The organism is Streptomyces sp. JH34 (genome assembly GCF_029428875.1).
Classification (GTDB): Bacteria; Actinomycetota; Actinomycetes; order Streptomycetales; family Streptomycetaceae; genus Streptomyces.
The window spans coordinates 779,929-797,436 of sequence record NZ_JAJSOO010000001.1; the positions used below are offsets into that span (position 1 = coordinate 779,929).

At 69.4% G+C, this 17,508-nt stretch carries 14 protein-coding genes and 1 pseudogene; 5 read left to right on the forward strand and 10 right to left on the reverse strand.

Going from position 1 to position 17,508, the window contains the following annotated elements:
* Nucleotide 1: 1 nt before the first annotated feature.
* From LWJ43_RS03670 to LWJ43_RS03710, 9 genes and pseudogenes are all read right to left on the reverse strand, one after another.
* Nucleotides 2–1,018: an MCE family protein gene (locus LWJ43_RS03670; protein WP_277330820.1), complete on the reverse strand. Its 1,017-nt coding sequence runs from the start codon at nucleotides 1,016–1,018 to the stop codon at nucleotides 2–4.
* Nucleotides 1,015–2,046, reverse strand: coding sequence for an MCE family protein (locus tag LWJ43_RS03675; protein WP_277330821.1), 1,032 nt, complete (start codon nucleotides 2,044–2,046; stop codon nucleotides 1,015–1,017). Before LWJ43_RS03675 ends, LWJ43_RS03670 begins: the two co-directional genes overlap by 4 nt.
* A complete protein-coding gene (locus tag LWJ43_RS03680; RefSeq protein WP_277335802.1) occupies nucleotides 2,043–3,362 on the reverse strand; it encodes an MCE family protein in 1,320 nt (439 codons plus the stop codon). Before LWJ43_RS03680 ends, LWJ43_RS03675 begins: the two co-directional genes overlap by 4 nt.
* The gene (locus LWJ43_RS03685; protein WP_277330822.1) at nucleotides 3,362–4,165 is read right to left on the reverse strand and encodes an MlaE family ABC transporter permease; all 804 of its coding nucleotides are present in this window, start codon (nucleotides 4,163–4,165) and stop codon (nucleotides 3,362–3,364) included. Before LWJ43_RS03685 ends, LWJ43_RS03680 begins: the two co-directional genes overlap by 1 nt.
* A gap of 7 nt (nucleotides 4,166–4,172) precedes the next feature.
* Nucleotides 4,173–5,018: pseudogene (locus LWJ43_RS03690) on the reverse strand (MlaE family ABC transporter permease); the annotation flags it as partial.
* Nucleotides 5,015–6,001 (reverse strand): ABC transporter ATP-binding protein, encoded by a 987-nt coding sequence (locus LWJ43_RS03695; RefSeq protein ID WP_277330823.1) that lies wholly within the window; start codon nucleotides 5,999–6,001, stop codon nucleotides 5,015–5,017. The pseudogene LWJ43_RS03690 and the gene LWJ43_RS03695, both read right to left, overlap by 4 nt.
* Before the next feature lie 744 nt (nucleotides 6,002–6,745).
* The gene (locus LWJ43_RS03700) at nucleotides 6,746–7,699 is read right to left on the reverse strand and encodes a hypothetical protein (protein ID WP_277330824.1); all 954 of its coding nucleotides are present in this window, start codon (nucleotides 7,697–7,699) and stop codon (nucleotides 6,746–6,748) included.
* Between the two features lie 57 nt (nucleotides 7,700–7,756).
* Nucleotides 7,757–9,247 (reverse strand): DUF6801 domain-containing protein, encoded by a 1,491-nt coding sequence (locus tag LWJ43_RS03705; protein WP_277330825.1) that lies wholly within the window; start codon nucleotides 9,245–9,247, stop codon nucleotides 7,757–7,759.
* A 278-nt stretch (nucleotides 9,248–9,525) separates the two neighbouring features.
* Entirely contained in the window at nucleotides 9,526–10,161 is a 636-nt protein-coding gene (locus LWJ43_RS03710; protein WP_277330826.1) for a hypothetical protein, read from the reverse strand.
* A 654-nt stretch (nucleotides 10,162–10,815) separates the two neighbouring features.
* On the opposite strand from LWJ43_RS03710, the gene LWJ43_RS03715 reads away from it, so the two are divergent.
* The 4 genes from LWJ43_RS03715 to LWJ43_RS03730 all read left to right on the forward strand — a co-directional run bounded on the left by LWJ43_RS03715 (nucleotide 10,816) and on the right by LWJ43_RS03730 (nucleotide 14,258).
* On the forward strand, nucleotides 10,816–12,030 hold the full coding sequence (locus tag LWJ43_RS03715; RefSeq protein WP_277330827.1) for a helix-turn-helix domain-containing protein: 1,215 nt from the start codon (nucleotides 10,816–10,818) through the stop codon (nucleotides 12,028–12,030).
* Nucleotides 12,031–12,229: 199 nt separating this feature from the next.
* Nucleotides 12,230–12,493, forward strand: a complete 264-nt coding sequence (locus LWJ43_RS03720) for a hypothetical protein (protein WP_277330828.1) — start codon at nucleotides 12,230–12,232, stop codon at nucleotides 12,491–12,493.
* A gap of 72 nt (nucleotides 12,494–12,565) precedes the next feature.
* On the forward strand, nucleotides 12,566–13,039 hold the full coding sequence (locus LWJ43_RS03725) for an SCP2 sterol-binding domain-containing protein (RefSeq protein ID WP_277330829.1): 474 nt from the start codon (nucleotides 12,566–12,568) through the stop codon (nucleotides 13,037–13,039).
* A gap of 4 nt (nucleotides 13,040–13,043) precedes the next feature.
* Nucleotides 13,044–14,258 carry an acyl-CoA dehydrogenase family protein gene (locus LWJ43_RS03730; RefSeq protein ID WP_277330830.1) on the forward strand — a complete coding sequence of 405 codons (1,215 nt, stop codon included), beginning with the start codon at nucleotides 13,044–13,046 and terminating at the stop codon, nucleotides 14,256–14,258.
* Nucleotides 14,259–14,345: 87 nt separating this feature from the next.
* Here LWJ43_RS03730 and LWJ43_RS03735 read toward each other — a convergent pair whose 3' ends face one another.
* Nucleotides 14,346–14,915: a hypothetical protein gene (locus LWJ43_RS03735; protein ID WP_277330831.1), complete on the reverse strand. Its 570-nt coding sequence runs from the start codon at nucleotides 14,913–14,915 to the stop codon at nucleotides 14,346–14,348.
* Between the two features lie 336 nt (nucleotides 14,916–15,251).
* Here LWJ43_RS03735 and LWJ43_RS03740 point away from each other — a divergent pair, with 336 nt between their 5' ends.
* Entirely contained in the window at nucleotides 15,252–17,507 is a 2,256-nt protein-coding gene (locus LWJ43_RS03740) for a hypothetical protein (protein ID WP_277330832.1), read from the forward strand.
* Nucleotide 17,508 lies beyond the last annotated feature (1 nt).

Below are 17,508 nucleotides of genomic sequence, written 5' to 3' on the forward strand. Positions count from 1 at the left end.
GTCAGCGGCCCCCCTGCTTCGGCGGCATGCAGTCGTTCGCCGGAGGGGTGTCCTTCGGCAGGTAGGTCTTGGGGACGACTCCGCAGACGTAGTTGTCGAACCACCGCCCGTTGCCGAGGGTGTTGCCGACGAGCCGGTTGTAGGTGCCGGCCATGGAGAGCACCTTGTCGAGGCTCTTGCGGTTCTTCACCAGGACGGTGGTGACCCGGCCCAGCGAGTCGAGGGTCGGCTTCAGCTGCTTGTCGTTGTCGGTGACGAGACCGGTGAGCTGGGTACCCAGGTCCCGGGTGCCGGTGAGCAGCAGGTGGATGGAGTCGCGGCGGGCCTGGATCTCGCCGAGGAGGAGATTGCCGTCCTCCAGCAGGGTCTCGAAGCTGCTCTTCTTCGTGGCGAGCGTCTTCGTGAGCTGCTTGCTGCCCCTGAGGAGGGTGGCGAGCTGCGCGTCGCGCTCGGAGACCGTCCTCGACAGTGCGGAGAGCCCTTCCGCGGCGCTGCGCACGTCGGGCGGCGAGTCCTTGAAGGTGTCCGAGATGGTCTCGAAGCTCTGGGCGAGCTGTGCCGTGTCGATCTCGTCGATGGTCTCGCCGAGGCCGTCGAACGCCTGGGTGACGTCGTAGGGGGAGGTCGTCCGGCTCGACGTGATGCGGGAGTCCGGGTCCTGCGGCGCGTCGCCGAGCGGGTCGACGGCGAGGTACTTCTCGCCCAGGAGGGTCTTGATGGCGATCCCGACGGTGGAGGAGTCGCCGATCCAGGCGTCCTTCACCTTGAAGTCGACCTTCACCTCGGCGCCGTCGAGGGAGACACCGGTGACCTCTCCGACCTTCACCCCTGCGATCCGGACCTCGTCGCCGGCCTCGAGTCCGGCGGACTCGGTGAAGTCGGCGCTGTAGGAGGTGCCGCCGCCGAGGAACGGCAGGGCGTCGGCCCGGTAGGCGGCGAGGCCGACGAGCGCCAGGACGACGAGGCCGATGACGCCCAGGGCGACGGGGTTGCGTTCGCGTACGGGCTTGATCCTCATCCCGTGCACCTCGATCCGCCGATCGTGATGCCGGTGGGCGGCGCGCTGCCGTCCTCGGTGGTCACACCGGTGACCTTCGCCTCGCACAGGTAGAGGTTGAGCCACGAGCCGTACGAGGTGAGGCGGGTGATGGCCTCCATCTTGGCGGGTGTCTTCTCCAGGAAGCCCTCGATCTGCGGCGCGCCCTTGTCGAGCTGTCCGCTGAGCCGCCCCAGCTGCGCGATGTCCTCCTTCAGCGGCGCGCGGCCGTCCTGGAGGAGGTCCGCGGTGACGGTGGTGAGGGCGCCCATCGCGGTGACCGCGTCGCCTAGCGGCTTGCGGTCGCCGGAGAAGCCCTTGACGAGTTTCTCGAGCGTGACCACGAGGTCGTCGAAGCCCGCCTCCCGGTCGTTGACGGTCTTGAGAACCGTGTTGAGGTTCTTGATCACCTCACCGATCACCTTGTCCTTGGCCGCGACGGTGCCGGTCAGCGATCCGACGTGGGAGAGGATGCTGTCGACGGTGCCGCCCTCCCCTTGGAGGACCTGCACGATGGAGCCGGCGAGCTGGTTGACGTCCGGCGGGGAGAGTCCTTCGAAGAGCGGCTGGAAGCCGTTGAAGAGCTGGGTGAGGTCGAGTGCGGGGGTGGTGCGCGACAGCGGGATCGTCGCACCGGACCTGAAGGCCGCCCCCACGGTTCCGACGCCCTGGTCGAGGTCGATGTAGCGCTGGCCGACCATGTTGAGGTACTTGATCGACGCGGTCACCGAGGCGGGCAGCTTGCGGCCCTTGCGTACGGCGAAGCCGACTTCGGCCTCCCGGCGGTCGGCGACATCGATGGACTCGACCTGCCCGACCTTGACGCCCGCGATCCTGACGCTGTCGCCGACGACCAGTCCGGTGGCATCGGTGAACCGCGCCTTGTACGAGGTGGTGTCGCCGACGCCGGTGTCGGCGATGGCCAGGGCGAGGACGGTGGTGGCCAGCGCGGTCACCACGACGAAGACGAGGGATTTGACGAGCGGTCCCGCGAGGGAGCGGCGCTTCACTTGAGCTTCACCTCCGCACCGCGGAACGCCGGACCGATGAGCACGCTGCTCCAGTCGGGCAGGGACTGCGGCTGGACCTTGAGTGAGGGTGCGACGAGTTCGTTGACGAGCCGGCTCTCCTCGGGGGAGTTCGGCATGCCGAGCGCGCTGTCGGCGGCGGGTGCTTCCACCGCGTCCGCGCCGTCCGCGCCTCCCCCGCCCTCGGCGCCGGGTGCCGGGGCGGACGCCTTGCGCGCGTCGGCGGTCGGGACGGTCCTTCCGGTGTACGGCACCGAGTAGCAGTGCGGGCCCCCGGTCGCGTCGTAGACCGGGGTGTCCTTGCCGGCGACGTACTTGCCCTTGGACTCCACGGCCTCGACGGTGACGTGGAGTCCCGGCGCGTCGGTGCCCTTGCCGAGCGCCTTGTCCATGGCGGGGACGAACCCGGCCATGGTGCGCAGGGTGCAGGGGAAGGCGTCGGAGTACTCCGCGAGGAGCTCCAGGGTGGGGCGGCCGGAGGCGGAGAGGCGGATGAGGTTGTCCTTGTTCTTCCGCAGGAAGGCGGTGACGTCGTTGGCGGAGGCGGTGGTGGATCCGTACAGGTCCGCGAGTTCCGCCTGCTGTCCGGCGATCGTGCCGCTGGTGGTGGTGAAGTCGGTGAGCGCGTCCAGGACGTCCGGTGCCGCGTCCGCGTAGAGGTGGCTGACCTTGACGAGTTCCTTGATGTCCGCGTTGAGCGTGGGGAGTTGCGGGTTGAACTCCTTGAGGTGCGCGTCGAGGGTGACCAGGGTGTCGCCGAGCTTGTCGCCGCGTCCTTGGAGCGCCTGGGACACGGCGTCGAGGGTGGCGGCGAGCTTCTCCGGCTTGACGGCCGTCAGCATCGGCAGGACGTTGTCGAGGACCTCCTCCAGCTCGATGGCGTTGCTGGAGCGGTCCTGCGGGATCACCGCCCCGGCCCGGAGGGTCTCGGCGGAGGGGACGGCGGGCGGGACGAGGGCGACGAAGCGTTCCCCGAAGAGGGTGGTCGGCAGCATCTGCGCGGTGACGTCGGCCGGGATCTGCCCGAGCCGGTCCGGCTCGATGGCGAGGGTGAGCCTCGCCCCGTCACCGTCGGACGCGATGTGGCGCACCTCGCCGATCACGACGCCACGCAGCTTGACCTCGGCGTTGTCGTGCATCTCGTTGCCGACGCTCCCGGTGCGGACGGTCACGGTGGCGTCGTCGGTGAAGTCCTTCTCGTACACCGAGACCGACACCCATACGAGGACGGCGGGCACGAGCACGAAGGCCACGCCGGCGAGTCTGCGGCGCACCGTCTGCGCCGTGGAGGAGGGCATCAGCCGGCCACCTTCACCGTTGTCGTCGCGCCCCAGATGGCGAGCGAGAGGAAGAAGTCGGTGACGCTGATGAGCACGATGGCGTTGCGCACCGACCGGCCCACGGCCACACCCACTCCGGCGGGGCCGCCGGTCGCGTGGAATCCGTAGTAGCAGTGGGCGAGGATCACCAGCACGCTGAAGATCAGCACCTTGAGCACCGACAGCAGCACGTCGTCCGGGGAGAGGAAGAGATTGAAGTAGTGGTCGTAGGTGCCCGCCGACTGTCCGTTGAACAGGACGGTGATCCAGCGGGACGCCAGGTAGGAGGAGAGCAGCCCGATCGCGTAGAGCGGGATGATGGCCACGACACCGGCGATGATCCGTGTGGTGACGAGGTAGGGCATGGAGCGCACGCCCATCGCTTCGAGGGCGTCGACCTCCTCGTTGATCCGCATCGCGCCGAGCTGGGCGGTGAAGCCCGCGCCGACGGTCGCGGAGAGGGCGAGTCCGGCGACGAGCGGGGCGATCTCCCGGGTGTTGAAGTAGGCGGAGATGAAACCGGTGAAGGCGGACGTGCCGATCTGGTCGAGGGCGGCGTAGCCCTGGAGGCCGACGACCGAACCGGTGGCGAGCGTCATCGCGATCATCACGCCGATGGTTCCGCCGATCACCCCGAGGCCACCGCTGCCGAAGGCCACTTCGGCGAGCAGCCGCTGGACCTCCTTGAGATAGCGGCGCAGGGTCCGGGGGATCCAGATGAGCGCCCGTACGTAGAAGGTGAGTTGGTCGCCGGAGCGGTCGAGCCAGCCGAGCATCGACATCGCTCAGCCCCCCCTTCGGGGGGACGATCTGGAGGTAGATCGCCGTCATGATCATGTTGACGGCGAACAGGAGCATGAAGGTGATGACCACGGACTGGTTGACCGCGTCACCCACACCCTTGGGGCCGCCCCGGGGGTTGAGTCCCCGGTAGGCGGCGACGATGCCCGCGATGAAGCCGAAGATCAGCGCCTTGAGTTCGCCGACGTAGAGGTCGGGCAGTTGGGCGAGGGCGGAGAAACTGGCGAGGTAGGCGCCGGGGGTCCCACCCTGCATGATCACGTTGAAGAAGTACCCGCCGAGCGTGCCGACGACGGAGACCAGCCCGTTGAGCAGGACCGCGACGAACATGGTGGCCAGGACCCGCGGGACGACGAGGCGCTGGACGGGCGAGACGCCCATGACCTCCATCGCGTCCAGCTCCTCACGGATCTTGCGGGAGCCCAGGTCGGCGCAGATGGCCGATCCGGCGGCCCCGGCGATCAGCAGGGCCACGATGAGCGGGCTGGCCTGCTGGATGACGGCGAGGACGCTGGCACCGCCCGTGAAGGACTGGGCGCCGAGCTGCTCGGTGAGCGAGCCGACCTGGAGGGCGATGACCGCGCCGAACGGGATGGAGACGAGCGCCGCGGGCAGGATGGTGACGCTCGCGACGAACCAGAACTGCTCGATGAACTCCCGCACCTGGAAGGGCCGGCGGAAGATGGCGCGGGCGACCGCCAGGGCGAGCGCGAACAGCTGACCGGTCTGACGGAGGGGTGCGAGGAGCCGCGAGGACGGCTTCCGTCCCGGCGTCCGTGGGGCCTTCTCCGTGGCGGGTTCGGCCGGCGGCCGTACGGGCAGTGGTGCCGTCATCGGCGCCCACCGTCCAGGGTCGGCGTGTAGCTGTTCATGATGGCCGTACGAGCGGCCTCCGGCAGCTGGCCCATCATCGAGACGACCCGCTCGCGGCGGCGCAGGGCCGCCTGCCGTACGGGCATGCCCGGGGAGGGCTCCAGCTGGGGGACGACGGTGCGCGGAGCGGGGTGGGCCCAGCCGTTGCCGTTCGTCTGCTCCGCGGCGAGGGTGGCCGCGTCCTTCTCCTCCGACATCCCGATGGGGCCTTCGCGGCGTCCGGCGAGGAACTGGGAGACCACGGGCATGTCGCTGGTGAGCAGCACCTCACGGGGACCGAAGGTGACGAGGTTGCGGCAGAACAGCATGCCCATGTTGTCGGGGACGGTGGCCGCGATGTCGAGGTTGTGGGTGACGATGAGCATCGTCGCGTCGATCTGCGCGTTGAGATCGATGAGGAGCTGCGAGAGGTAGGCGGTGCGCACCGGGTCGAGTCCGGAGTCGGGCTCGTCGCAGAGGATGATCTGCGGATCCAGGACGAGGGCGCGGGCCAGGCCGGCCCTCTTGCGCATACCGCCGGATATCTCGCCCGGCAGCTTTCCCTCGGCGCCGAGCAGGCCGACGATGTCGATCCGCTCCATGACGATGCGCCGGATCTCCGACTCCTTCTTGCGGGTGTGTTCACGCAAGGGGAAGGCGATGTTGTCGAAGAGCGACATCGAACCGAAGAGTGCGCCGTCCTGGAACATGAGCCCGAACAGCTTCCGGGTCTCCATGATGTCCCGCTCGGGGCTGTTCACCATGTCGACGCCGTTGATGAGTACGCGGCCTTTTTCCGGCTTCAGCAGTCCGATGATGGATTTGAGGAAGACGGTCTTCCCGGTGCCGGAAGGGCCGAGCATGACACTCACCTCGCCGGCCGGCAGGGTGAGACTGACGTCCTGCCAGATGTTCTGCTTGCCGAAGGATTTCGTCAGGCCTTCGACGACTACTTCGATTCCCATCGGCCCTCCCTCGAAGTGGTGGTGAACGACGTCATCTGTCTGCGCTCCGGCTCCGGTCCATGCAACGACGGGTTGTCACACATGCACCAGGGGGCGCACGTTATGTCCGTCGAAACCGCCAGGACAAGCCGTTGAACAGCGGAAATCGCCGGATGTTGATCTCTTCGTGGATCACTTGTCACCGATTGACAAACCCGCTCGGCGGCTTTGTCGGAATCTGCGCAAGCACTCCGGGTGCACCGGGGTCCCGCGGCCCGGGGGGCCGAATCCACGAGACCACCGGCAGCCGGGAGAACCGCGTCCCGGCCGGGAGGGTTCGAGGGCCGGCGGAACTCCCGGAGGAATACCGGTCAAGGGAGCGCGACCAGGACTCCACGTGCGTGGGACCAGCAGGTGCGGATGGGTTTCCGAGCTGCTCAAGCGGGACGCTACGGGCCAGTAACCTAAGTCCGCAATAGCACTTCCCGAACTTTCTCCGGGGCAATTGCAGAGCGCCGATTTCTTGTGTCCCGATGAGTAATCAGGGCGTGAAACCTATCGAGAAGTGAGGGTCCGCCGACCGGACCGCCGACCTCTGGAACGATCACCGGAAACGCCGAAGCCCGCCCCGACCAGGGTGCATTCGGTCGGGGCGGGCTCATGGACGGCCGGAGGCCGGGCGCATCATGTGACAAGAAACGGCTGGCGCTGCCGGTCCCGCTCCTGCGGCTGTTTCACCGCGGGCCGCGCGGCCGCGTTCCGGTGCTACTTCACCGCGGAGTGCCAGCTGTCGGCGAGTTCCTTGCCGGCGTTGGGCACGGACAGACCCGGGGCCGTGAGGCCGGCCGTGTAGGTCTTGGCGTCGTTCAGGACGAGGTTGTTCGAACCGGCCGCGGCGGGCAGACCGACCTTGAGGTCGAGTGCCCAGCTGAGGAGTCCGCCGAGACCGCAGCCGCTGGCCTTCGGCACGGAGAACTGGCTGTCGCCCTGGGCGGCGCCGGAGAGGGCGATCTGGATCATCGATCCCTCGTCCGGGTTCGCCGAGCCGTCACCGTTGAACCTGGAGGCGGAGAAGCTGGGCGCGCTGAGGTTCCCGGGGCGCAGGAGCACCGGGTTGCTGCTGCTGCCGATGTAGCAGTTGGAGCCGAGCAGCGGGTTCTCCAGGCGGATCTTGACGGGCAGCTTGACGATCGGCCCCGAGGATATGCCCGCGACCAGGCTGAACTCGGTCGGCGTGCCGGCCGACTCCACCGTGGCGGTCACCTTGTTCAGGGTGGCGTTGGTGATCTGCCCGCAGACGGCCGAGACGACGGGGACGTTGCTGGGGCACATGATGCCGAGCAGCCCCCCTGGGATGGTGGTCTTACCGCTGATGATGGATCCGGCCGCGGGCGGGACGACCGTGTAGGTCCCCTCGGCCGGGTGCTGGATGACACCGAACTGCAGGTTCGTCGAGCCGGTCGTCGCCTCGGTGTTGCCCAGCTTGATCGTCCCGCTGGGCGAGGTGGACGTCACGCACAGCGCGACGTCCGTGTCGCCGTCCGTCGCGAGCATGGCCGGGGCGTCCACCGGGCAGCGGTCGAAGGGGGCCCAGGCACCGTTCAGCTGGGTGGCGGCGGTGGCGGCACCGGCCGGGGTGGCCGTCAGGGGCATGACCAGAGCGGCGGACGCGGCGACCGCGCCGGCGGCCTTGATCCAGGTCTTGGAGGCAGGTCTCATCGTTCCCTCGATTCGATAGCGGCTCGGGAGATTGCTTTGCTGGGTACGGCGGTGGAGTCAGCGGGACGCCTCAGGGACGTCCAGTGGTTCGTACTCGTCCGTGCAGACGGCCTTGCCACCGGGCTGGGGCGGGTGCTGTGCGGCGGCACAGGGGGCTCCCTGCACCTGCTTGACGTATCCGGGCACACCGGACAGCGACGCGGTGAAGAGGTTGTCGAGGTCCTCGTCGGTGCCGCATCCGCTGAACGGTGGGATGGTCACCGATCCGGTCAGCTCACCGCCCTCGGCGAGGGTGTAGCCGTTCAGGACGTTGTCCTTCCACGTCCCCAAACCGGCCAGGCCGAGCTTGAACGGCCGGCTCGTGCGGCAGTTGTCCCCCACGTCCAGGGGAACACCGTTGACCTTGACGTCGTACAGCCTGAGCACGAAGTCGAGGGTGACGTCCGTGCGGTTCCTGCTCGTCACACCCTCGATGGCCAGATCGGAGTGGATGTTCTCGATCCTGGACCCGTCGGGGCGCGTGCCCGTGGGGATCTGTGTCATCTCCAGGGTGGCCGTCGTCGGCATGAAGCCGAAGGTCAGGAACGTCCCCGTGGTGGGCGGGAGCTGTGGTTTCCCCCGGTAGTCGAGGTCGATGGTCGAGTTCTGCAGGAAGTGCAGGATGCCGTCGATGAACTGGACCTCCTGGAAGCCCTGCGTGATCCGGGCGCAGGCCAAGGGGAACTTGTTGGCACCTTCGAGCTTCGTGACGTTGGCGTACCCGGTCACATAGGCGACCATGTTGGTGTCGTCGCCGGGATCGCCGACGCACGGAGGCGCGTCCGCGGCCGTGGGCGGGGCGGCCTTGGATCCGATCTCGGGTGCGCCCTCGTCCGGACCGGTCGTCCCCTCCTCGCCGGGCCAGGTCTCGGAAGGGGTCGGCTCCGTCTCCTGACCCGCACCGTCCTCTCCGTGGACGCCCACCACCGCCAGAGCCCTCTCCTGTCCCGGGTCCGGGACACAGTCGACCGACAGCCCCGCCGGTTCGGCGGAGACGTCGCCGTCCTTCTCGGTGGTGACTTCCAGTGTCAGGGCCGACGCCTCGAACACCAGGTCACCCGACGCCCCGGGTCTCACGTACGGAACACTCCCCGATGTGCTCAGCACGAGATCCCCGGTTTCAGGCACCGGCGTCGGCTCCGACGTGGTGCCCACCCACTCGGCCTGCGCCTTCCCGTCGTTCTGGGACACGTCGACAGCAAGTCGCGTCTCGGCACTGACACGCGCCGCCACGTCTTCGGCCGGGTCCGCCGACACGCCCTCGGGCAGGGCCAGGTCCAGGACCACTCCTTCGGCCTGTATCGCCTGTCCGGGCTGAGCGGACTCGGGAAGCTCGGCCGTGATCCCGACCTTCACCGACTGCTCGCCCGCCGGGAAGTCGCAGGTGTAGGACAGCTCCGCGTCGATCTCCTGCACACCGGACGCGGCCTGCGCACCGGGGATCATCCCTCCCAGCAGCACCGCGGTGGCCACCGCGGCGCCGCGCGCCGTGCGCCGTGCGCCTTTCATACGCCTGCCTCCCACTGACGATGTCCCTCCCTCGGACGGACGGTGTGCGCCCCACGGCGGGCGGACCCACCGACGTCTTCCGCTCACTCGCGGGTGCCTGAGGCCGGATCACGATGTGTGCACGATGCCCGGACGGTCCGTACCCCCGATCGGGGTGGCCACCGACCGGTGGCCCGGCAGGTCCAGTTGGAGCCCGCCGCGGCCTGGGACACGTGGATCGCACGGCGGGCGGTCCCGCCGTGCGATCCACGCTCACCCGTTACCGGTGTGCGGCCGGATCAGGGGGTGTAGACGATGGTCGGCTTGGTGGTGCCGCCGATCGGCGTGACCGCGGAGTAACTGGCGGTGTAGGTCGGGTTGTTACCCACAGCAGCGATGCCCGTGCAGCCCGAGGTGACGGTCGCGACGGTCAGCTTGTAGGTGGCGTTGTTGCTGACCGCCAGCTTGCCCGTGGAGTTGGTGTAGGTGGCGGCGGCGTTGCCCGTCACGGTGAAGGTGCAGGTGAGAACCTTCAGGGTGGCCTTGATGCCGCTGATGTAGCCGCTCGTGACACCCGCGCTGTAGGTGTTCGCGTTCAGCTTCCAGGCGGTGGTCGTGTCGGCGGTCGGGGTCACCGCGCCGAACGGGCTGGTGCAGCCGCTCCAGGTCAGCGGAGCGATCGTTCCGACGGTCACGTTGGTCGTACCGGAGGCCGACGCCAGGTTTCCCTGGGCCGCGGACGACGTACACGTCATCGGGATGCCGTTGAGGGTGAGGGTGACGGTACCGGCTGTGGCCGAGAACGTCTCCGGCGAGTTGGGGCCGACGGTCCAGGTCGGAGCGGCCACGCCGGCGGTGGCGGTGGTGGCTCCGAGGGTGACTGCGGCCGCGGCGGCACCGGCCGCGAGTGCGATCTTTCTGAGGGTGTTGCGCACAGTGAGTTCCTCCGATTCGGCAGTGCGGGCGCACTGTTGCGGGGAAGGCACCCGAATTCCTGCAAAGGTGCAGGGAGTGCCGCGAAGAATCGTGTTGCGTGGGGACCGTGCTGCTCTTTCAGCCACACACGTTCTGTGACAGGGCGTGACGTTACTTGCGGGAAACTTGGAGCACAATGGCGGCGGTCAAGATTGGTTCCGCGATTTTTTTTCCTCGTCAGTAGCTCACTAATTCATGCGGTCCACTTGTCACTTGGTGCGCAATATCCCTGGGAAATGCCGGGCGTCGTCCGGGGTGCCCGACTCCGCGCCGCCCTCCCGCCGCGGGGGACCGGACGCGTCGGCGGGTCACGTTCCTCACACCCCCGGGGACCGGCCTGGATACCGTCACCGCACCGTCTCGTCGGCGCCCCGGACGCGGTCGGCGGCCGAAAACATTGTCCGGAAGTGAGCATTTACCGCCCCACCTGCACCGGAACCCCATAAGGCGGCCACGATGTGTGCCCCCTGCACTTCGATCTTGTCCAGGCGGTGTGCACCCCGCCCGACTTGGTCTATCTTCGGCGCCGATGTTGGTATACACCTGTCGGTCCGTGGGAGCGCTTCCCCCCACCTGCTCCACCCAGCCGGGCCCAGGAGAGCGAGGGGACGGTCATGCCGAGACTCATCCAGCCGCTGGACACCGGAGATCCGCTGGGGCCCCTCCCCCAGGAGTTCGCCGCGATCATGCGACCCGAACTGCCGAGCCTGATCAAAGAGATAGGCATGGAAGTGACCCGGGCCTATCCGGAATACGCGCGTCTTCTGAACGGCCCCAACGGCGCGTCCATCCGCATGGGCGTCGAACAGAGCCTTTCCTCCTTCGTCGACCTGGTCGCCGAGCCCACCTCCCCCACAGTCCTGCGCGACGACATGTGCCGGAGGTTCGGGCGGTTCGAGGCATACGAGGGCCGCACCATGGACGCGCTGCAGGGCGCGTACCGGCTGGGCGCGCGGGTCGCGCTGCGGAGGGCGAAGAAGGTGGGCCGGAGCTACAACTTCTCGCCCGCGCTGATGCTGAGCTTCGCCGACGCCCTGTTCGCGTACGTGGACGAGCTCGAGTCGCTGTCCCGCGAGGGCTATCTGGAAGTGCAGGCCCAGTCCGATCAGCAGAGCGAGGCGGTGCGCCGGCGACTGCTGCACCTGATCCTCACCGGCAGACCGGTGCCCCGCAGCGCCATCGCCGAACTCTGCGAGCAGACCGGCTGGACGCTGCCCGAGCAGGTCACACTCGTCGCCGTACGCGCCCCGGCCGGACTCGACCGGATCAGCGCGGACCACGACGTCCTGATCGACCCCGGCGACCCGCAGCCGCACCTGCTGATCCCCGGACCGGTGGACGACGCACGCAGGGAGATGCTCGACCGGACGATCCCCGGCGGCGGTGCGGCGATCGGACTGACCGTGCCCACCGCGCTCGCCGCCGACTCGATCCGCTGGGCCCGTCGCGTACTCGAACTGGCCGACGCGGGCGTCATCGACGACGCGCCGTTCATCCTCTGCGAGGACCACCTCATCACCCTGTGGCTGCTCTCCGATCCCGCCCTGCTCGACCAGCTCGCCACGCGTGAACTCGCCCCCGTCTCCGGCATCAGCACCACACGTCGGGAACGCCTGATCGAGACGCTGCGGATCTGGCTCGACACCCGGGGCACCGCCGCCCAGATGGGCGAACTCCTGGACGTGCACCCCCAGACGGTCCGCTACCGGATGCGCGGCCTGGAGGCCATCTTCGGTGCCCAGCTGACCGACCCGGAGAGCCGCTTCTCCACCGAAGCCGTGCTGCGCGCCCTGCAGTTACGGGCCCGCGGAGGCCAGGCTCTGAACTGACGCCTCATCACACAGAGCTCACCGAGTCAACTTACCGCCAGGTAACGCGAAATAGACGGTCAGTCCCAAACGGTTGCGACACGGAGACGTTCTCAACGAGAAACCAGGAACTGCGTCCCGTTACATAAGGAGGAGCCGCGGCCCACCGGCCGTGGCGGAGCACCACCTCCTGGCCGACCATCCGAGAGGGAACCCCCCCATGACCGCCTCGCACCTCCTCGTCCCCGTACCGATTCCCGACCGGGTCGCCGCGCTGATCGGCTCCTGCACACCGCAGCACATCCTGCAGGCGGAGTGGGACGCCGACTGCGCCGCCCGCGAGGTGCGCAGGTTCCGGGGACCGAGGCTCGGCGTCGAGGACGAGTGCGACCGCGAGCAGGCACTGTCCGAGCTCGCGTGGGCCAACAAGGTGCTGTCCGCCCGCCACCCGCATCTCGCGGTGCGTCCGAACGGCGCCTGGTGACGCTCCTTGCGCTGCGGCTGCGGCCGTCCTACCTTACCCAGAAGTAAGTTTACTCTGGAGTAAGGATTCGGCGTGGCCGACAACAGCAACGGCAACCTCACCGACGAACTGTCCGGGCTCGACTTCGCCGCCGTCTCCCCGGAGGAGTTCGCGCGGATCGTGAAGGGGCTGTCCGCCGGGCAGCTCGGTGAGGTGATGCACGGTGACCTGCGCGCCCGGGTGCTGAGCGAGGTGTTCGGGCGGATGCGGCAGCAGTTCCGCCCGGAAGCGGCCGGTCAGCTGAAGGCCCTGATCCGCTGGAAGATCACCGGCGAGAGCGAGGAGGTCTACGAGACCTCGATAGCCGACGGCGCCTGCACGGTGAGCGCGGGCCGCTCCGACGCCGAGCCCCGCACGACGCTGGTGATGGGCGACGCCGAGTTCCTCAAGCTGGTCTCCGGCAACGGCAACCCCGTGACGATGTTCATGATGCGCAAGCTGAAGGTCGCCGGCGACGTCGGCCTGGCCTCTGGACTGACCCGCTACTTCGACATCCCGAAGGCCTGAGCCCATGTCCTACTTCTCCCTCGCCCTGACCGAGGAACAGCAGGACCTGCGCAACTGGGTGCACGGCTTCGCCGCCCAGGTGGTGCGCCCCGCCGCGGCAGAGTGGGACGCACGCGAGGAGACCCCGTGGCCGGTCATCCAGGAGGCCGCCAAGATCGGGCTGTACGGCTTCGAGTCGCTCGCCGACATGTACGGCGACCCCAGCGGCCTCTCCCTCCAGATAGCCAACGAGGAGCTCTTCTGGGGCGACGCCGGGATCGGTATGGCCCTGTTCGGCACCTCGCTCGCGGTCGCCGGGATCTTCGCCTCCGGCACCCCCGACCAGCTCGCCGAGTGGGTCCCGCAGTGCTACGGCGACGAGGACGACCCGAAGGTGGCCGCCTTCTGCGTCTCCGAGCCGCAGGCCGGCTCCGACGTCTCGGCGATGGCCACCAGGGCCCGTTACGACGAGGCCAAGGACGAGTGGGTGCTCTCCGGCCAGAAGGCGTGGATCACGAACGGCGGGATCGCCGAGATCCATGTGGTGGTCGCCTCGGTCGACGCCTCGCTCGGAGCCCGCGGCCAGGCGGCGTTCATCGTGCCGCCCGGGACGAAGGGGTTGGAGGCGAGCCGCACCATCAAGAAGCTCGGGCTGCGCGCGTCGCACACCGCGGACGTCTTCCTCGACGACGTACGCGTCCCGGGGCACTGTCTGCTGGGCGGGAAGGAGAAGCTGGACAAGCGGCTGGCCCGCGCCCGGGAGGGCGGCACCGCGAAGGGCCAGGCGGCCATGGCGACCTTCGAGGTGAGCCGCCCCACCGTGGGCGCGCAGGCCCTCGGCATCGCCCGGGCGGCGTACGAGTACGCGCTGGAGTACGCCGGGCAGCGCGAGGCGTTCGGCAGGCCCATCATCGAGAACCAGTCGATCGCGTTCGCCCTCGCCGACATCCGCACGGAGATCGAGGCCGTACGCCTGCTGATCTGGCAGGCCGCCTGGATGGCCCGCAACGACCGGACCTTCGACGCCGGCCAGGGCTCCATGTCCAAGCTGCGGGCCGGCGAACTGGCCGTCGCGGCGACGGAGAAGGCCGTCCAGATACTCGGCGGCGCGGGCTACAGCCGTGAGCACCCGGTGGAACGGATGTACCGGGACGCCAAGATCTACACGATCTTCGAGGGCACGAGCGAGATCCAGCGCCTGGTCATCTCCCGGGCCATCTCGGGACGTCACATCCGCTGACGTCCGGTCGCGGCGCCCTGCTCCGGCGGATCCGCGGGGCGCCGCAATTCCCCACCGGTGCGGGAGAGTTCAGTGTTTCCCTGTGTGTCAAATGGCGTAGACCCGGGGGTCGTCGATGCCATACAACTGGGTCCACCGATCGAGCTGTTGCCATCCTGAACCCGTGGGGAGACCGCCATGTCCGGCGAAGCCGCGCACCACTGGATCGTGGTGCTGGACATCGAGAACTTCAGCTCCCGCCCCGATCCGATCCAGCGCTCCCTGCGAGCCGCGATGTACGAGGTGCTCGGTGAGGCGCTCCTGCAGGCGGGGCTGCCGGTCGACGGTGTCGTCACCGAGGATCGTGGGGACGGGGTCCTCATGATCGTCCCCGCGACCGTCTCGCCGATCGTGCTGGCGGGTCCCTTCGTACGTGCCCTCGACGACGAGCTGAGGCAGAAGGCCGTCGTCCACAGCCCCGCCCACGCCATGCGGTTCCGGGTCGCCCTGCACCAGGGCATCGCCGCGCGGGACAGAGAGGGATGGTCCGGAGACGCGGTCAACACCGCCTGCCGGCTGGTGGACGCGGGGCCGCTGCGAAAGGTTCTCGCCGCCACCCCCTCGTCGCGGATGGTCTTCGTCGTGTCCGACGAGATCTACCGGGCCGTCGTGCGCCATGGGCACCGCTCCATCGACCCGGCCGCGTACCTGCCGATGCCCTTCCACACCAAACATGGTGAGCTCATCGGCAGTTGGGTGACCGTGCCCGGGTCTCCCGCACCCCCCCGGGCTCGGGGGCGCCTCCTCCGGACCGGCCGGGCAGGACGGACAGACCGGGCAGGACGGGGACGCGGCAGAGCCCCGTGCAGCCCGCGCGGACACGGGCGGGCAGGAGGGGTCGGCGACCGGCCGGCAGCCGGCGGGCGGCGCCGGGATCAGCGTCGGAACCGTCCACGGAGATGTGTTCCAGGGCGACAAGACCGTCACCGTCCATACGACCGGACCGGTCCGGCCATGACCACACCGACGGGGGGAGCGCCGGGTGCGGGAGCCGCGGGAGCGGCTCCCGCACCCGGTACGGGGGGCGGGCCGGGCGGGGCGGCGGGCAACGCCGTCGCCCCGCCCGGCCCGGCACAGCCGTCCGGGGCGGGTGGCGCGGCGCCGGACGGCGCGGGCGGCGCGCCGCAGAGCGGCAGCACGGACAGCGCACCGGGAGAGCCTCCCCGGTCGGGTCCGGGTGCCGAGTCCTTCGACGCGACCGGCCGTATGGGTGAGGGGTCACTCCGCCACGACCGGGTGCGCAACGCCTTCGCCAACGTCGAGGGCGATGTCGTCGGCGGCGACAAGTACGTCCTGCTCCTCGGGGGCGCCCAGCGGCGCCTGCGGGCCGTCTCTCCGCTCATGGACGAGCGGGTACGTTTCGCCTACGAGGAGCCGCCGGGCCTGCCTGCCGCCCGGGAGGCCCTGGCGGGCCGGCATCTGCTGATCCTGCGCGGTGCCCCGGGGTACGGGAAGACGGCCATGGCGCTGCGGCTGCTCCAGGGCATGGGGGCCACGGCCAAGTACCACCTCGACAGTGATGTCGACTTCGGCTCCCTCGCCGACCTCCTGGAGCGCGGCACGGAATCCGTCGAGCGGGGCGCGGCCTTCCTCCTGGACCAGCCGTCCGCGATCGCCGGACTGCGCGGCGAGGTGTACGAGAAGGTCCAGGGCGCGCTCGCCGTCGCGGGTGCGTGGCTGGTGATGACCGTGTCCAGCGCCGACGTGGCGGACAGCGAACTCCTGGCGGCCGTCGTCGACGTCGTCGAGGCTCCCGACCACCACGGCATCGTCTCCTCGCATCTGCGCTGGAGGCTGGGCGACGCCGTCCGGGACCGGCTTCTCTCCGACGCCGGCATCGTGAACCTGCTGGACGAACTGCTCGGCGGCGACCCCGCCTGCAAGCAGGCGGCCGATCTGGCTGCCGCGATCATCGAGGAGTGGGACACCGGCCGGCTGGATCCCGAGAACATCAAGCTGCGCCGCGCGCGTCTGGCCGACGAGGACTTCGACATCTGGGTCGAGAGCCTGAGGGAGCCCGCCGTCCGGAGCCTGGCCCTGTCCCTCGCCGTGCTCAACGGCCTGCCGCAGGAGTACATCGCCGCTGCGGCCAGGTCCTTGCGCGAACGGCTGGAGGACGACCGCCCCCATGTGCTGATGGCCGGGCCGGACGGCGGCCTGCCCCGTGTCAAGGACCCGTTCGCCGCTCCGCGCCGCACGCAGCTGACACGGCTGCGCGCCCGGGACACGGTCAAGGAGGACGGTGAACCGGGCCGCGCGCTGGAGTACAAGGACCCCTCCTATCCGCGAAGGGTCATCCGGCATGCCTGGATCCAGTACGAGATCCAGGGTGAGCTGCTCGACTGGTTGTCCGAGCTGGTCGTGGAGCCCGCGGAAGAGGTGCGGATCTACGCCGCCGCGGCGCTCGGGGCGATCGCGGCCGAGTCCTACACCTACCTCTGCGACCAGCTCTTCCACGGCTGGGCACTGAGCGGGAACTTGCTGTACCGCGACGCGGTCGCCTACGCGCTGCGGGTCGCCTCGCGTGATCCCTGGATCGCGGAGCGGGCGGACGTCCTGGTGCAGGGCTGGTTCGCCGACCGGAGCCAGCCCTTCGGCCAGGCGACGGCGGCTCGCGTGTACGGCATGCGTGAGGATCCCGAAGTCGCCGTCCCGGCGCTGGTCCGCCTCGCGGTCGTCGACCGGGCGACCGTGGCCGTGGCCATCGGCCGCAGCCTGACCGATCTGCTCGCACGGAACCCGGATACGACGGGGCTGGTGCTCCACACCCTCCACGAGCGGGCCTCCGACCACCGCGGGCGGCCGACGGCACTGCTCTCGTTCCTCATCGTCGCGGCTCAGGTCGTGGTGGGCAGGGACGAGTGGGGAACCGACGGTGAGGTGGAGCAGTGGCCCGCCCTCCTCTATCTGGCCCACCACCGCGAGGACCTGCGCCCGCCCTTCATCGGTCTGTGGCGTGAGGCGCTCAACCAGGCCGACTTCGGCGGGGAGGCGCAGCAGGTGCTGCGCAACTGGGCGGCACTCGCCGAACGCGACGAGGGGCTTCGGGACATGTTCCAGCTGATGGTGGGCGCGCTCGCCTACGGGGACCCGAGGACGGGACGGATCCTGCGGAGGTGTGCGGCCGACTGGGTCGACCGGGACGAGTTGGCACCGCTGCCCCTGGCCACCGCCGTCGTCCGTGCCCAGCTCGATCTGGAAGGGGTGTGAC

What these genes read in the sequence shown, in the direction of transcription:
- LWJ43_RS03670 (WP_277330820.1), bottom strand. Translation starts at nt 1,018, where the DNA reads ATGAGGATCAAGCCCGTACGCGAACGCAACCCCGTCGCCCTGGGCGTC.
- LWJ43_RS03680 (WP_277335802.1), bottom strand. Translation starts at nt 3,362, where the DNA reads ATGCCCTCCTCCACGGCGCAGACGGTGCGCCGCAGACTCGCCGGCGTG.
- LWJ43_RS03685 (WP_277330822.1), bottom strand. Translation starts at nt 4,165, where the DNA reads ATGTCGATGCTCGGCTGGCTCGACCGCTCCGGCGACCAACTCACCTTC.
- LWJ43_RS03695 (WP_277330823.1), bottom strand. Translation starts at nt 6,001, where the DNA reads ATGGGAATCGAAGTAGTCGTCGAAGGCCTGACGAAATCCTTCGGCAAG.
- LWJ43_RS03700 (WP_277330824.1), bottom strand. Translation starts at nt 7,699, where the DNA reads ATGAGACCTGCCTCCAAGACCTGGATCAAGGCCGCCGGCGCGGTCGCC.
- LWJ43_RS03705 (WP_277330825.1), bottom strand. Translation starts at nt 9,247, where the DNA reads ATGAAAGGCGCACGGCGCACGGCGCGCGGCGCCGCGGTGGCCACCGCG.
- LWJ43_RS03715 (WP_277330827.1), top strand. Translation starts at nt 10,816, where the DNA reads ATGCCGAGACTCATCCAGCCGCTGGACACCGGAGATCCGCTGGGGCCC.
- LWJ43_RS03720 (WP_277330828.1), top strand. Translation starts at nt 12,230, where the DNA reads ATGACCGCCTCGCACCTCCTCGTCCCCGTACCGATTCCCGACCGGGTC.
- LWJ43_RS03730 (WP_277330830.1), top strand. Translation starts at nt 13,044, where the DNA reads ATGTCCTACTTCTCCCTCGCCCTGACCGAGGAACAGCAGGACCTGCGC.
- LWJ43_RS03735 (WP_277330831.1), bottom strand. Translation starts at nt 14,915, where the DNA reads ATGGCGCACGACGGCCCGGTAGATCTCGTCGGACACGACGAAGACCAT.
- LWJ43_RS03740 (WP_277330832.1), top strand. Translation starts at nt 15,252, where the DNA reads ATGACCACACCGACGGGGGGAGCGCCGGGTGCGGGAGCCGCGGGAGCG.